The sequence below is a fragment of the Mucilaginibacter sp. genome, from assembly GCF_041660805.1.
In the GTDB taxonomy this organism is placed as follows: Bacteria; Bacteroidota; Bacteroidia; order Sphingobacteriales; family Sphingobacteriaceae; genus Mucilaginibacter.
This window is the reverse complement of the sequence record NZ_JBAZVP010000004.1, coordinates 227,030-243,375: the sequence shown is the minus strand read 5'-3', so window position 1 is coordinate 243,375 and position 16,346 is coordinate 227,030. Positions and strand designations below refer to the sequence as shown.

Genomic DNA, 16,346 nt, shown 5'->3' with positions numbered 1-16,346 from the left:
GGTCGACATCTTTAATGGAGCACCACAAATTTTCCTGTAGGCACGCTTTTTTGATTCTGCCGTGAAATTGTAACCTGACAATAGTATTCCGGTCTAATCATTAAAAGCGAATAAATGAAAACGTCAAGATCGACAACAGGGATGCTGACTATAGCATATGGATTTGCAACTGCTCTTCTTTTAACATCAGTACAATTTGCCTTTGCCCAAAGCGATCTGCCCGTTGTGCGGGCTTCTTCCAAAACCGTCAGTATCAGGGACGGAAAACACTTCAAAAAACACTACTGGGCTATTATGCCTGAAAAGAAACCGGACTATTACTATGCGGAGATTCCGCAAAAAAACAATACCATTACCTTCATTACAGATCTGGATTCTATTTCATTCGATGTCGCCTTCGGAAAGGAGTATGATTTCATCATTTTGCTGAACGGAAAGGATAGTTGTTTTACCCGCATTTCGGCCAGGTACAAAAATTTTAATGCTTCCACACGGAAAAATGCCGGCGCTAGGCCAGATACCATCCCATTTACCCTGGGCGACAATCATAAAATATATGTTAATGCAAAACTAAATGGCTCGGACGTTACCAATATACAGCTTGATCTGGGCGCAGGAGGAACAATCATCAATAAAACTTCCGTTAAGAAAGTAAAAATGAACTTTGATGAGAAAGTTAACCTTGCCAATTCTGATGGTGTGAACCAGGTGCAGTCGGCCAGTAAGAATCTTCTGCAAATCGGAAATTTGGTTTGGGACAGCGTGGCCATCGCTGTTGCCAGTAATATGAAGGATCACGAAGACCTTATCATCGGTAATTCCCTGTTCAAAGACAAAATATTGGAAATCAACTACGACAAGAAAGTATTAGTCGTCCATGACGCCTTTCCCCCTCAAATAGCCTCTTATTCTCGTCACGACGTTATCCTTGATGGCGGCGTTATACCGTACATAGCGGTAAATCTCACCATCCGCAACAAAACACAAACAGGTTGGGTCATGTTTGACACAGGCGCCCGTACCTCCATTTTAAATAGCGCTGACGCACCCATGGCTTACCGGGTAGCGAGTGAATTGGCAGGTATGATTGGTTTGGATGAGGCGATTACGCCAAAGTTGAGCATCGGCAATTACCAACTTTCAGGATTTGAATATAAGACACGAGGTATGGGCGGAGAAGGGCTGAACATGATCCTGGGCAATGATTTGCTAAAAAGGTTTAACCTGGTACTCGACAATAAAAATGGTTATTTGTATATGCAGCCCAATTCGCTTACAAATACGCCTTACGAAAAACGTGATGAATATTATGTGGTTAGGATAGTGACAGGATTAGTCCTTCTTTTGGCCGGGATAGTAGTATATATAAAAACAAGGAAAAAATAAAGTCCCGTTCTTGATTTCTCTACGTTCTTTTTCACCGCTGCTTCTTTCAGTTTTCCAAAACATTAAAACCTTATTTATGTAACCCAATGGCTACCCGAAGATAAAATGCTGTTACAGTCGGACGTGGATGAAAAATTTAAAGATAAAATAGAGATAAACAATATTTTACACCAAATTTTGTAATCAATTAAGAAGGCTGCCTGCTTGTAAAACCACCTCAAATTTAGGTAACTTTCCGTCCAAAGAATAAACCCGTGCTACGCAGTAAACACTCGGTGAAACACCGTCATAAAATTTGTGAGCTTAAAAACCATAATTACATCGTCTAATCGTTAATAGCCTTATGAGCAGCCTTATCAATCGTTATCCGTTTAAAAAATTACGTATAAACAGACATTTTAGTTTTATATTCCTAATTCCGGTCTTCTTTCTGAACAGCTTGATCTGTGCTGGGCAGAACAGGTTAGTAGCATCAGATAACCCGCTTATTTCCCGGCTGGATTCGCTGGTCGACAAAAGCGTTCAGCGGTATTTTCAGGATAAAAGAGCTGTCGGGCTTTCAATAGCCTTTGTGCAGAACGGCAAACCACATTTTTACGATTACGGGGAGACAAAGGCCGATAACGGGCAGCTTCCCAATAACAGGACCATTTATGAGATCGGTTCAATGACTAAATCATTTACCGGTATTATTCTGGCCAGGGCCATATTGGATAAGAAGATCAACCTGGAAGATGATATCAGGAAATATCTTAAAGGTTCTTTTCCCAACTTAAGTTATAAAGGTACGCCCATACGAATTAAGGACCTGGCTAACCACACCTCAAGAATTACACGGATATTTCCGAACATGTGGGAACGGCCCAGCTATGATTCACTTAATCCCCTGTTCAATTACTCCAGGCAGCTTTTATATGAAGGCTTACATAAAATGAAGATGGATACGCTTCCCGGCAAAATTTATTCTTACTCCAATATGGCGGTTGCTTTACTGGGTACGATACTGGAAGATGTTTACGGGCAGGACTACTTTTCGCTGGTGTCAAAAAACATCCTGAAGCCATACCAGATGAGGGATACCCGGATCGACATCGGATCACTTCCGTCAGGCCGGATCGCGTGGCCGCATAACCCGCAAAGGCAACCGGTGCCGCTTTGGGATTTAGGAGAAGTACCTGCAATGGGCGCTTTAAGATCTACCACCGCTGATCTGGTCAATTATATCAACGCCAACAACGCCGAGACGAATCAGGCCATTAAGCTTTCCCATCAACGAACTTTCGGCGCCGATCAGGAGGGCATGGGTATGAATTGGTTTATTCACAGCAGCCCGGGCGGCTACCATATATTGGAGCACGGCGGTGGTACGGGCGGTTCCCGCAGTTCACTGGATTGTTTCCCACAGCTTAACGCAGGGTTGGTGATCCTGACCAATAGCCTGGCTAACCGGAATGACCTGGAAAAGGAACTGGTCGCTATGCTGGCGGCACAGTCCAAAGGTTCAAAATAGTGCAGATAACTTGAATGTATACTTTACATAGGCTTAGTAATTTCCCAACATTAAAACCTTATTTATGTAACCTTTAGCCTATGGTAGGTGTTATCACCCCACCATTGAAACAAAGAAGCCTGCAAATTTTGATTTGCAGGCTTCTTGCGTTCTAATAGGATCTTGCGGAGTGAGTGGGAATTTCAAAAACAACTTTTACGGACACTTTCCGCCTTTTATCACCCTAAAATATCTTGTAAATAAAGCTGATTTCACCCTGTTTTGCTCTTTATATTTAATGGAGATTTGATAAAGCCAATAACCAACGCAATTCGTTTAACCGGCATTGTTCTTTATCAATAAAACTGTACTTTCTTAACTTATAGTATATAAAATATAATTAATTGTTCCCCAACATAATGCGGATTATAAAATTATATTTAAACAAATTGCTATAAAACAAAAAAGCATAGCTGCCAAGCTTTGTGTAGATGATTTGTGAGGGAAATAAAATAAAGCTGGTTGTTAGGCCCAATGTTTCCTGATGATCCAACGATCATGAGGATGTAAAACAACCGATATCCTTAAACCTTCATAATTATCACAATGCCAACAGAACTAACTGCCGACCCGGCATACACATCACCAGCCGACTACATTGCAAGTAGCTGGTTAACCGACGATATATATAAGGAGGTGAAAGCACAGGGCTTCCCCGGCTATATGTGCTATTCGTTTATGCAAACGGCGCGTACTACCAATAGCGTAATTTTAAGTCGCCTTCCGGGTGGTGTCGGGCTCGATCTTATTGAAAAAGGTTATGATCTTAAAGGGTTCCATATCAAGGCAAAATCGTGCAACTGGGGGCCGATGGCAGGTTTTATTTGCCAGTTACCGGTGTTTAATAAATTGGGTATAGGCAAGGCCGATTATAACGCCAAAGAGGTGGTACACTATCTTAAACACCTGGCAAGTTTTTCTGATTCGAAAAAAATCATAGAGGAGGCTACGGCCCGCAGGGATAAACAAATAGCGGCTATAACGGTTGATGAACCTGCAAAAGGAAAAGAGATTGCCAGGTTTAACTCCCTGTGTGACCAGATCGTGGTGGAAACTTTATTAGCTGCAAAAGAAAAGGAAGAAACGGGGGGCGAGTGGTCTGGCGAGAACGCTATTCAAACCAAATACCCTTTTATTGCCTTGAAACGGGAGTTTGATATGGCTAACCTTAAAAAGATACGCGGGATAGAACACTTTTTGGAAATTGATAAAGACACCATTTACGGCGTTGCACAAAATGTAACTAACGAAAGCGGCGGAACAAACAGGCCAACAGTTATTACCGAATTTTTGCTAAAGCGGGATGCTGCCGATGCTACACTTTGGAACATATACCACGGCAGGATAAAATATAAAAACTCCGATGACCCTGCGGTTGCCTTTGATAAAAACTTTGCCGGCGAGATTCTTAAAGATAAATTCGATAAAGAGTTTGTAGACGAGAATGAGGTATTATTAGGAAAGATCTTTGCTTTTGAAAAAGGAAATGAACTGAAGTTTAATAAAAGTGAAGATCTGGCCAAGTTCCGTTATTCAGTGGGCGGAAAAGAAATTTTCCCACCCCCAGCTACCAGCCATACTTTTTATGTTGTACAGGGCTTTGTAAACCCTTACCCGCCATTTAAATTACCTGTACCCGATAAGCCTGCGGGAAAAGACGAATATTATAAAAATGCCGTCTCGGGCGATTACGACCTTTTTGCCAACTGGCCAAAAATGAGCATAAACCAGGACGAGCTTACCAGGCAGTCAGAGTTTGCGTCTGGCGAATATAACCGTCTCGGGGGCAAAATTTTCACCACCTATGTTGGTAACCGCAACAATTTTGGGATAGAATTTGTGCCCGGCTTTGATGAACTTAACGCCAAGGCCGGTGTAAGTAAATTAAAGGAAAGCGCCGAATTTGGTAATATGAACAGCCTTTGCCACACCATATCAGGCGTGCTTAACAGTAATGCAGCTTATTTTTTAAATGTATTTAACGGTGTAATTTCTAACGCCAACAAAGGGTTTCACAGCGATGAAGGTGGGCGGCCCGGCATTATGGAGATAGAATTCCCAATAGCTGTTTTTCTGCCTAAAAAAATGGAATCTGCCGCATTAAACAATGCTGCTGATGACGCCGGCAAGGTGACGCCTACCCTGCACCGGTCGGTAAAATATCTTGGCGGCGGGCTCATAAAATCGGCAGAAGAGTTGGTAATGCTTATCATAGAGTGCATGGATGCAGATTTTAGGGTATTTATGCATTATAAGTGGATGGTGCACTTGCTTTATAACACCATCGAATCATCTGCAAACGCTGTAGTGAAACTAAATGACACCATTACAAAAAACCTGGAGGCTATCCGCAAATTTGATGACAAATTCGACCGGGCGAAGAGTTTAAAAGAATTTACTGCTATTGACGCCAACCGGGCCGTAATTGATAAATATATGGTGCCCAGTACCCCCCTTTATGTAGAAAACCTAAAGAAGATTTTAAAATGTGATAACGATGAGAGTGATTTGTTCAATCAAATTATCGATCTGTTCTTCGGCTTTAACTTTTTATCCAACATGTTATCGTTTGATAAGCGGATGAAACTGGAGAAACTAATGAATGAAACTAAAGTTAAACCGGCCACACCAGTTACACCTGCATAATGGCAACCATGAAAATCAACGAAATTTCTGAGGAGTTTGGCAAAAAGCTAAACGCCCACATGGTTGGCTACATTGGCGGTATCATCCCCGGTGTGCTTGATGCCGAATACACCGGCGATAACGGCGTGTTTAAATTAGAAATTGCCGATACTACTTTCCTGAATGCTAAGGGCAGTTTAACCGCCTATATTTTTAAGGATGGCGATGATGCGGTTTTTCTTCTCATACCCAAGGTAGAGGATAAAAAGTTTTCGGAGTACTTTCCGCAGATGGTGCCTAAATCGCCTTGGTTATCCGAGCCACTAAAATTGGGGTTCCCCAATTTGCCTGCAATAAAGGTTACCAGTATAAAGTGGTATTATATGTATGCCACAGGCGATGACAGCATTAAAAAACTATGGACCAAAATAGGTACCACCATAGCCGACGATGGGCTTTTAGCAAAACTGCTCGCCGTATCCCGCGAGGATGAATCGGTTAACGGGACCGATGGATGGCGCGGCGGGCTTTTCTATACCGGAGAACTGCCAAACATCCCCGAATCAGGCATGATCCCTGAGTTTGCCAAATCGGCCTGGGCCTTTATAAAAGATAAAGTGGTTGCGCAGGGCTGCATATACCGTACGCCCCTTTTGCCAAACCTTAACCTGCATATCCCTATACTAAACGCCCAAAAACCTTTTGATGATGAGGCGATAGAAGCCATTGAACTGAGCATTGTTTTCAGCTCGCCACTGATGGCGGTTAAACAGGTACAGCCGGCTGCAAATGATAAAAAGAAACAAGCCACCAAACAAAAACGAGAGTTAGGACTGGCCGGTGCGCTGGTTTTTAAAAATAAAAAAGAATTGCGCATAACCGGGCATTGGGCGCTGGACGATGATGCCTTTTTTATAAAGGTAGATTGCGCGTTAGACGATTTAACGAGCTACCTGGATAAATCGGGCCTTGTTGAGGAGGTAAAAATAGCCAAGCTTGAAGCAGGCGTAACTTTCAAGATCTCCAAATCCGAAAAAAGCCTCGAATCGATAACGTTTGATGCAGGTATCTCAAACCTGCCTATTATAGATAAAATCCTAACTATTGATAATGCCAGCCTCACCAGCACTATTTTGCACCCAGGCAAAATAAATATGGTTTCGGCTAAATTTGGGGGCACGGTACGATTGGGCAGCGGCAAAGTGCAGCTTAAATGCAACGGCCAATATCCTAAAGGCGAATACAACCTTTACCTGGACCCCGCGCCTGAAAAACAGGTTTATCTTACCGATATAGTAAACATTTTTGATAGCAGCACCGGTTTTGAAAGCAATAAGGCGATAACAAAATTAGCAGGCAAGTACGATTCTGGTAATAAGCAATTTTCCCTGGAGATGACCATTGCCGATGGCGCCCGGTTAAATATGGATACCGATGCTGCGGCGCCGGTAGGGTTCGTCCTTAACAATCTTAATGTTGGCATTTATGGCAAAGGCAATTACATATTTAAGTTAAATGCCAATTTTTCCTACTTCATCAATTCCGGGCGCGAGCTCAATTTTGTAGGCAGTGCCGAATATGATAAAGGCTGGCGACTGGCGGCTGGCTACAAAGGTGCCGTAAAGCTCAAAGAAATTATCGATTCGTTTAAACTGGGCATAGCCCCTACCGAATTGAACGCGGTAGAATTTAAACGGCTTGATTTTGTATACGATAAGCACAACGATACTAAAATAAACATAAAGGGTTTCGCCGGCGACATCTCGGTAACTATTTACGGCCAAACCGTAGATATGCTGCTGAAAGTGCAAAAAATAAACAGCACAACCTATTTCTCGGGCGAGTTCTCTACCAAAATTGAAAATAATTTAACCTGGTTCAATGTTGAGTTCATTAAAACAACCGAAGGGTATAAGTTAGGCCTGCAGCTCATTTTTGTTGTGGCCGGCGTTAAGGTTTATTTACAGGCCACACGCGATAAAACAGGTACGGGTAAAGATGCACTCGCCAATAATTTATTTAGCGGTGGTACAAGCGGCTTATCGGTTTCATTGAACGATTTGCTGGAGGAGTATTTCCCTAAAACACCTTTCGGCAGCCTGCTTCCCGAAGGTTTTTTACCGGAGCTTATCCTGAACGATATTTATGTAAGCTACGATGGCGCAACAAAGCAAACCGATATTATTGGCATAGCCAGTGTGGCCGGTAAGGATATCAGGATCTTTATACAGCGCACTTTCGATACCAATAAGAATGCAATTTATGTTTTTGGTATAGATACCGAAGTAGATTGCCTCGATCAGTTGCCATTGGTTGGCGAAGAACTGAAAGAGGTAAGCTTTAGCAATGTTGGCTTTGTTTATGCAACGGCCGCCGGCGATTATCTGCTGCCATTACTAAGCGTACCCGAAGAAGAAGGTGAAATGCCTGCGATAGAATTCCCGGAGGAAGCAACCCAATATGGTATTGGTATTACCCTGGGCGGCAGCATTAATTTACCTACACAAGATGAGCCTATTGTTATCACCCTGCCGGTAACGCCGCAAACAGAGCAATACCTGCTGTTGGGTGCCGATAACGTTTACGCCTTAACCGAAGGCCCTAAATCCTTTAACCCGGCGGTGAAATGGTTAAATGTTAATAAAAAGATGGGTCCGTTGGCGCTAAACAAACTTGGGTTTAAGTTTGAAGGCGGCCGGTTGTCACTCCTTATCAGCGGTGCCGTATCGCTGGCCAATCTTTCGGTAAGTGTGGAAGGTCTTGGGCTTTCGTTCTCGCCGTCCAGGCTTATCCACGGGCAATATATCGAGCCTCAGTTCAACCTTGACGGGCTGGGCCTGGCGCTGAAAAAGGAACCGCTGGAAATAAGCGGCATGCTGCTGCGCGCACCAAACCAAAAGGGAGAAGCCCTGTCGTTTTACGGCGGAGCGCAAATCTCTACCTCGGGCTTCAGCATAAAGGGTATCGGCGCTTATGCAACGCTGGACGACAAATCAACCTCGCTGTTTATTTATGGTTTATACAACGGCCCGATAGGCGGTCCCTCATTCTTCTTTGTAACCGGCATAGCCGCAGGCTTTGGTTATAACAGAACCATACGTATACCCAAGCTGGAGGAAGTAAAGAATTTCCCGCTGGTATCCATGGCCCTTAGCCCGCCAAAAGAGCAGAAAAGCCTAACCGCGATCCTGACCGACCTGATCACCAACCAATGGATCCCGTCATCACCAGGCGATTACTGGCTGGCGCTGGGTATCAAGTTCACGTCGTTTAATATCATCGAGTCGTTTGTACTGGTAACTGCAAAATTTGGCAACAAGCTGGAGTTTGCTATTATGGGGCTCTCGCTGTTAAAATGGCCAAGCAAAGGCACGCCGATAGTTTACATCGAGCTGGCTCTGCTGGCAAAATTCGGCCCGGATAGCGATGTGATCGCGGTTACCGGTATGCTTACCAATAACTCTTACATCCTTAATAAAAATTGTAAACTAACGGGCGGTTTCGCCTTTTATACCTGGATATCGGGCAAGAACGAAGGTGATTTTGTGATTACTATGGGAGGGTACAGGGCCGGTTACGACAAACCTGCGCATTACCCAACTGTTGACAGGCTTGCACTAAACTGGAAATTCAGCGATGAACTGTCCATAACGGGCGAAATGTACTTTGCCCTTACGCCGAAAGAAATTATGGCAGGCGGCAAATGGGATATCGCCTTTAATTTGTCCTTCCTGTCGGCACGCGTTATTATTTGGGCGGATATGATGGTGAAATGGGCGCCGTTTGAATATTACATGTCGGCTGGTATCATTGTACGTATCGAGGCTAACATAAAGGTGCTCTTTATCCATATCCACTTTAAATTACAAATGGGTTGCGTTGTGCAAATATGGGGCCCGCCGTTTGGAGGCGAAATTTATGTGGATTGGAGCATCTTCTCATTCACCATTGGCTTTGGCGGCGGTGCACCTAAAGAGCTTAAACCATTGGTTTGGAATGCCGTTGGCCAAAATAGCGATACCGCAGGCTTCCAGGAATCATTTGTGCCTAAAAAGGACGGGGCACCGTGTTTTATTGATGCGCGCATTGTAAGCGGCATAGTAAATCAAACCGATGTACCAATGGAGCAGGCAACAACTTCCGCCGGGTTGGGTGCCACAGGAGAGAAAGCGCCTGATAAAACCTATGTTAACGGTTATGATATAGTTATCGCTATAGATTCATTCTTTCCGTTAGTTGCCGTTAACACACCTGATGTTAAGACAAACAAGCGGTTAAAAGCAGGTGAAGAACCTGTGTTTAAAGAATTGAGCGGCGACACTTTAATGGAAGTAGCAGGTGCAGATGTACCACAAACGCTAAAAGACAGCAATAAAAGCATTGGCATAAAACCAATGGCAGTTACTAAGCTGGAAGCAAAGATGCGTGTTTGGGTAAAGCGCGGTGATGAAGTGATCACCAAAAATATAACCGTTATAGGCAGTGCAAAAGGCGTAAACGATGCCTTATGGGGTAAAAAGAATGTGGATGGCCCGGATGTGATACCAAATGCCCTTACGGGGGTTAAACTGCACGCCGTAGAAGAGTTTGATCCGTTGATGATAGGATTAGCGCTTGATGGCAGGTATGAAATAAAAGATCCGGCTAAAACCCTTTATGGCCTGGTGCGGAAGAAACCCGAAACGCTGGTTGATGACCGGGCTAAGGAGATAAGGAATATTTTACGCGGAAACCCCGGTGCGCAACAGGTGAATATGCTAAAAAGCATTGGCTTTAACCTGCAAACGCCGGATGAGATAATATTTGATAACGACTTATACAATACGCCTGATTATTTGGCTTCAATTGGGCAAGAACTGCCTGCAAACATAATGTAATATGCTAAGTAGTAACGATAAAATAGACAAGGGTACGTTAAAACTGCAAAGTTTTTCGCGGCCACCGTTAACAGCAGGCACCTACACGGTAAACGCCGGTATGGAGGTGAACAGTACCGGCGAACAAAAGGTGCCGGCAAACTTTAACAACATAGGGCTTAGTTTTACCATAACGGCACCGCGCTTTTCGCTGGAAACTGCACTTATTCATAGCGTTTTTCCGCTTGCAGGTTCAAAGGGTGCATATGAGGCCGCTATGCCACATATCATCCTCAACCGTAAAACCCTGCCCTGGGAGTGTGCCGTTACCAATAAAGATGGCGATTGCAGGCCGTGGCTTTATGTGCTGTTGTTAAATGAACAAGAACTGACAAAAGATGCAGTTAAAGAAATAAAACTCAAAGAAGTAATGAACCCTACCGCCGGGGTTAGCCTGCCGGATATTAAACTTACCGACGAGGAAAAATTAAAAGATGATAAAATTAAGGTGCTGGAGATCCCCGCAGCGTTATTTAAATCTATAGCTCCGCTTAAAGATGAATTGGATTACCTGGCCCATACCCGCCAGGTGGATGCAACAGACAGGTATAATAAAGATAAAGAGCAAAAGAAAGATAACAACGCCGGATGGTTATCGGTACTGGCGGGTAACAGGCTGCCAACCGTTGGTGACCTGAATACAGCATTCCTGGTTTCGCTGGAGGGTTACGGCAGCTTTATTGATAACACCCGCACTATTGCTACCGGCAACGTTAGGTTGGTGGTGATGAAGCAATGGGCGTTTAAGGTGCAGGGCGCATCGTTTTCAAACCTGTTAGATCAGCTGAACGGTAACGCGCAGGACTTTAAAATGGAAATTAAAAATCCGGCGGATAAACCCCTATCTACCGGTATCATAAATGCCGTTAAATTTGGCTATACTATGGTTAATCATGGCCGGCGCGATGGTAAGCAGGCGGCCTCGTGGTACCGTGGCCCTTTGGTGCCTGTGAAGATCTCCGTGCCGGCAGTACATGCTTATAAATCTGCCGATAATGCCTTAAGGCTTGATAAAGACACCGCGGCGTTTGATATTTCATATGCTGCCGCCTGGCAGTTAGGCCGGTTTTTGGCCCTGGAAAATCCCGGTTTTTTTGGCGGGATAAGCAATTGGAAAAATACTTTTAAACAGGAGAAGCCAATTTCGATAGCCAGGGATCTGATAACCAAACCAAGGATTGTTGATAGAGAAGAATTGCCCCCAATTATTAATCTGCAAGATCTTGAACCAACTATCAAAGAGATAGAAAGCGATGAAGTGCTTACCGATTATGTTATAGAACTATGGAACCGAAGCAAAAAATAACCATGAACGATATCAGTACATTTAACCTGTTTGAGATGGTTAATAAGGAGCTAAGCAGCACAACTGCCGACCCTGCTGCACATATGCCTGCGCTGCCCGAAGATGTTGGCGAGTTTTTAGGTAAACTAAGCATATTGCAGGGTGTACCGGTGCACTACCTTATTCCAAACGAGCGTTTTTTGCAGCTTAGCGATGTTGAAATTGTTGTTGATAAACACAATAATATTTTAAAAGAAGGAGCAGCCGCCAACGGCGCCGGTGCAAAAAAAATAATCGTTGAACGCGGCGCACTAAAACTATTTTATTTGGATCCTGAATGGATACAATGCCTGTTAAACGGCGCCCTTAGCATAGCCGATGATGACGATAAAAAACTGCTTAGCAAAGCTATGACGGGCGAATATGCTGCACTGGTGCACTACAACCAGGTAAAAGACCAGGTAAAAAACCAAATAAACGGGCGCTATACACCGAAAGAATACGAACAAGAACTTACAAAACGCCTTGCCGAGCGAAACCTGGTGTACGACAACCCGGCACCAACTAATGCCCAAAAAGACTGGGCCTACACAGGTTTTATAATCCGGTCGTCGGTAATATCCAGTTGGACCGGGGTAGAGGTAATAGCAAGCGGCACCATTCGTGAAATAACAAACCAGGCACTGCGTGTAGTGCGGGTAGATAAACTTGCCGATAACACGGTGCTTTGCATATGCGAAGGCACAATTACCGATGTAGAAATAACACAGCCCGCCGAAACTATTTACCTGGATACAAGGCAATTAAACTTGCCCGGCATACCACAGCGCGGCAACGGTGTTTTAGATATTAACAAAATAGTTAACCCTACACCTCATTTGCTTAATTCGGCAATGAAAAACTCAGCTGCTTTAACCGAAAAATTGTTATCCAAGCCCCTAAAAACCAAACTTAAAATCATTCGCAATCAATAAAACAATGGCTACAGTTGATAATTCTTTAAACCTGCTTGTACCCATCCATCTGGAGGCGATGGTGGTTAATAATAACAATACTTACTGGAAAAACACCTCGCTCGATTTAACAAAGCTTGCCGTTAACCGTTATCCTATCAATGGCGCGCTGGGGTACTATCTCGAAAGAAATATAAACGATATCCCGGTTAAAGACGACGATGCGACGATACTGGATACAGGGGTGCACCTGCATTGGGTAATGCCGGATGCACTGCGGAAGGGAAAGCATGCAGCTGATGGGACGTTTGATTTTCCGGCCGTGCCCAACAGGTGGCTGGTTTTACGTACAAATGAAGCCGGGGAGTTTAAAAGCTGGGTAGTGCAAAGCGATTGCCTTAACACAAGTGCATCTGCCAAATACAATTACATAAAAGAAGACGGTAGAGACAACAGCCTGAAACCGATAAAACTGGGTAAAGACAAAGAGTTGCAAGGTTGGGAAGAAGACTTGAGCAAAAAGGCTATTGATAAGCTTACTATAATGGCACCGGGCAACCCCGAGTTTGCGGCATCGTATTTAAATTGTAAAGGCGTGTTTGGTTATCATGATAAAATGCTTGATGAAAACGGCAACTTTCCAGAAAACGGGGCCGAATTTAGCTACCAGGTTTACGGATGGTATGCTGATAAAGAAAATCAGGACCCATTGCGCGGTGTAACAAACCTGTTTATGCTTAATGCGAGGTTGAAGGAACTGGCATGGGCGCTGGACGATGTTTCGGCATTAAAAGGAGAAGTTACAGGCAGCACCGTATGCTACGCCATGGTAAACACGGTAATATGGAAAACCCCCGAAAGCCGGATACCGGATACCGGCATAAAAGTGGGTATAGGCAATACCGCCTCAGAGGCGCTGGCTTCATTGCTAACAGGCGAAACCAAAACTATCAGCTCAAACATCCCTGAAAAACTCCTTGCTGCTTATCAGTTTAAATCATTGTCTGATAATGGCGTGGAGAGTAACGGATTGGATATTTTATTGAAAAAAGTACATGCAAAAACCTTTTTGCCGGTTGAAGCAGGGGTACAATGGGTGGTACAGCCGCCCGAAAGAAAGGCGGGAGATAACTCAAAAGAAACAAATGATAAAAGCCTGGAGCCGTTCGATCCGGCAGTATCCAACAATTTGCAGGTATTAAACCGATTACAGGATGAATATAACAGGATGGCGGATGAACTCGCATCGCAGCAGGCCGAACTTTACGCATTAAAATTTAAGCTGGTATTCAGTGGTACATCAGAAAGCGACGAGCGCAGCTATGAACCGGTAAAGTGGACTGCAATAAAGGAAAAGATAACCGCAGATATCTCCGGCACTAAAGCCGTCATAAATAAACTGATGGAAACACTGGTGTCATACTTAGGTATAGCTGCCGGCAAAAAGGGAAAAGTAAATGATGCTGTTTGGCCGGTCGATTACACAGGCAGCATTACCACGCAATATAATAAGTTGTTAAAATCAATAGAGGCTGCCGGAATGAAGGATTTTGAGGTGAAAAAAATAGCCGCCCCTCACTATTACGAACCTGTTGACCCTGCTATAGTAATAACCGGCCTGGACCGGTCAGAATCAACCATAAAAAGAAGCTTAGGTAATTTGAAAGCCGAGAACGATGCGAAAAATGCATTGAAATGCCGCACACGGCGCCTGCTGGCCAATAAATTATTGCTTACTAATAATCAGTTCATCAGCGCGGGGGATATATTTTCTGCAGCAGTTAGCACTTTGTTTAGCCGGTTAGATGCAAAGAAGATCCCTGCCGGCATTAAGGACCTGATCAGCGAATCGCTGCTGTTAAACCCGCTGATGGCGCGCCAGATAATCGACGTATCCAAATCGGGTATTAAAATAAAGGATCTTAAGCAATTAATAACAAAGTACAGTGTAAACGCTGCGAAATACAAGCATACCGATGGTGCGGACCTGCCCGCCTGGTTACCGCCGGCTGCTGCTGTTTCATCGTGGCAGCAACCATGGAAACCCCTTTACCTGGAGTGGGCGATAAATTGGCAAAACATCCAACGACCGGGGCGGGAGGCATTATTAGACTGGAAATTTGGCGATGCCAAAAACCGTATCGACTTTAAATACAAGGGGTCGTTAAAAAACTACAAAGGCGGTGATAATGCTACAGCCTATTATGGCCGTACTTTACTTTCTTCGCAATTTTCTGATAAGGTAAAAAGCCTTAACGCAACTATTAAAAACCTTTTTCACGAAGACCTTTTTAACGAGTTTAGGCCAATGGCGCAATCATTGGGCGGGTTTACCACGCAACTTATACAACGTTACAATGGCGTACAATTGCCTATTGTAGATATTGAAGCGGAAAAACTAAAGGTAAATAGCGATTATAGGCTAATGGGTAATCAAAACTCGTGGCGGCCCATGATAGTGAACCAGCCTTTTATACCGTTGCGCTGCGGCTTAATGCAGGTTACCATGCTGCGTGTGATAGACGCCTTTGGGCAGGCGTTAAACGTGTGGCCGCCCAATAAACTAAGGGGGTTAAAAAACCAGGTGTTTAAAAACTCGGCGGGTTTAAGGCGGGGCGGGGATATCAACAAGTTTGAGCTGGAGCCACGTATTATACAGCCTTCGCGTTTGAGGTTTGACTGGGTAAGTGCAAACGATGCCACAAGGGTTACAGATTCTGACCCGGCCACCAGCCCGGTATGCGGCTGGCTGTTATATAATGACCTGGATAAAAATATTGTGATGTACGAGCAATCGGGCGTTGAGGTGGGCTATTTTGTAAAAAGGGATAACGAAACTAAAGTGCGCTTTATAGAACCAACAAAAAGCCACCCTATTAGTGATACTTTATGTAAGATCAAAGACTTTATAAAATCGAACCCTAATAATTTTAAAGGCATTTGCACGCAAATAGATTTGGTCACCAAAAGGATCCAGGCAAAATATTCGCGGCAGCAGTTAACCATGGCTTTGCCTACAGGTTTCCCAATGGCAATTGTTAGCGCACAGTTCCTGATCGAGCTGAAAGGGCGTGCCGCACACGACCAATCGTGGCTGGGCGGCGAGCAATCGTTAAAATTCGAACCTATCAACTATGATATAACGGTGGGCAATGCAGCCAGTAAAACGGATGGCCTTGTGGGATATTTTCTGAATGGTAATTACTCTAGCTTTATGGTACCGGCGGGCGAAAAAAACGTGCCGATTAAATTTAAGAACTCAACGGGCCAGAAGTTTTTAATAGGCGAAACGCAAAAGTTAACCATCCTGATGGACCCGCGAACAATGATCACCATCACATCGGGCTTGTTGCCAATGGGTAATTATGAAATGCCGCAACACGCCATTTCAAAGGCTTTGAAGAACATCAACATCAGGATCCTGGCTGCGCCGATACTTACCCCGGTAGGCAAATTAAAAATGCCATTACTAAAAAGCAACGATGTTAACTGGGACTTTATAAGCCCGCTTAAAACCCAGCTGCCCTTAGTTGCAGAGGAAGCTACAAGCCCGCTAACCTATGAAGAAATACAGGCATCTGAAGGCTGGTTAACACTTGTAAACAAAAACCCCGACTCGAATTAATAAGCCA

At 44.1% G+C, this 16,346-nt stretch carries 7 protein-coding genes; all 7 read left to right on the top strand.

Features of this window, described 5'->3' with window-relative positions; all coding sequences use genetic code 11:
• The first annotated feature begins 114 nt into the window (after positions 1–114).
• The 7 genes from WC743_RS08150 to WC743_RS08120 all read left to right on the top strand — a co-directional run bounded on the left by WC743_RS08150 (position 115) and on the right by WC743_RS08120 (position 16,339).
• Positions 115–1,386 carry a retroviral-like aspartic protease family protein gene (locus WC743_RS08150; RefSeq protein WP_373011413.1) on the top strand — a complete coding sequence of 424 codons (1,272 nt, stop codon included), beginning with the start codon at positions 115–117 and terminating at the stop codon, positions 1,384–1,386.
• A gap of 439 nt (positions 1,387–1,825) precedes the next feature.
• Positions 1,826–2,896: a serine hydrolase domain-containing protein gene (locus WC743_RS08145; RefSeq protein ID WP_373011412.1), complete on the top strand. Its 1,071-nt coding sequence runs from the start codon at positions 1,826–1,828 to the stop codon at positions 2,894–2,896.
• Positions 2,897–3,481: 585 nt separating this feature from the next.
• On the top strand, positions 3,482–5,581 hold the full coding sequence (locus WC743_RS08140) for an anthrax toxin-like adenylyl cyclase domain-containing protein (RefSeq protein ID WP_373011411.1): 2,100 nt from the start codon (positions 3,482–3,484) through the stop codon (positions 5,579–5,581).
• Positions 5,582–5,589: 8 nt separating this feature from the next.
• Complete coding sequence (locus tag WC743_RS08135) at positions 5,590–10,437, top strand: DUF6603 domain-containing protein (RefSeq protein WP_373011409.1); 4,848 nt, start codon at positions 5,590–5,592, stop codon at positions 10,435–10,437.
• Between the two features lies 1 nt (position 10,438).
• Positions 10,439–11,782 (top strand): hypothetical protein, encoded by a 1,344-nt coding sequence (locus tag WC743_RS08130; protein WP_373011408.1) that lies wholly within the window; start codon positions 10,439–10,441, stop codon positions 11,780–11,782.
• Entirely contained in the window at positions 11,761–12,735 is a 975-nt protein-coding gene (locus WC743_RS08125) for a hypothetical protein (RefSeq protein WP_373011407.1), read from the top strand. Before WC743_RS08130 ends, WC743_RS08125 begins: the two co-directional genes overlap by 22 nt.
• A gap of 4 nt (positions 12,736–12,739) precedes the next feature.
• Positions 12,740–16,339 (top strand): hypothetical protein, encoded by a 3,600-nt coding sequence (locus tag WC743_RS08120; protein WP_373011406.1) that lies wholly within the window; start codon positions 12,740–12,742, stop codon positions 16,337–16,339.
• Positions 16,340–16,346: the final 7 nt, after the last annotated feature.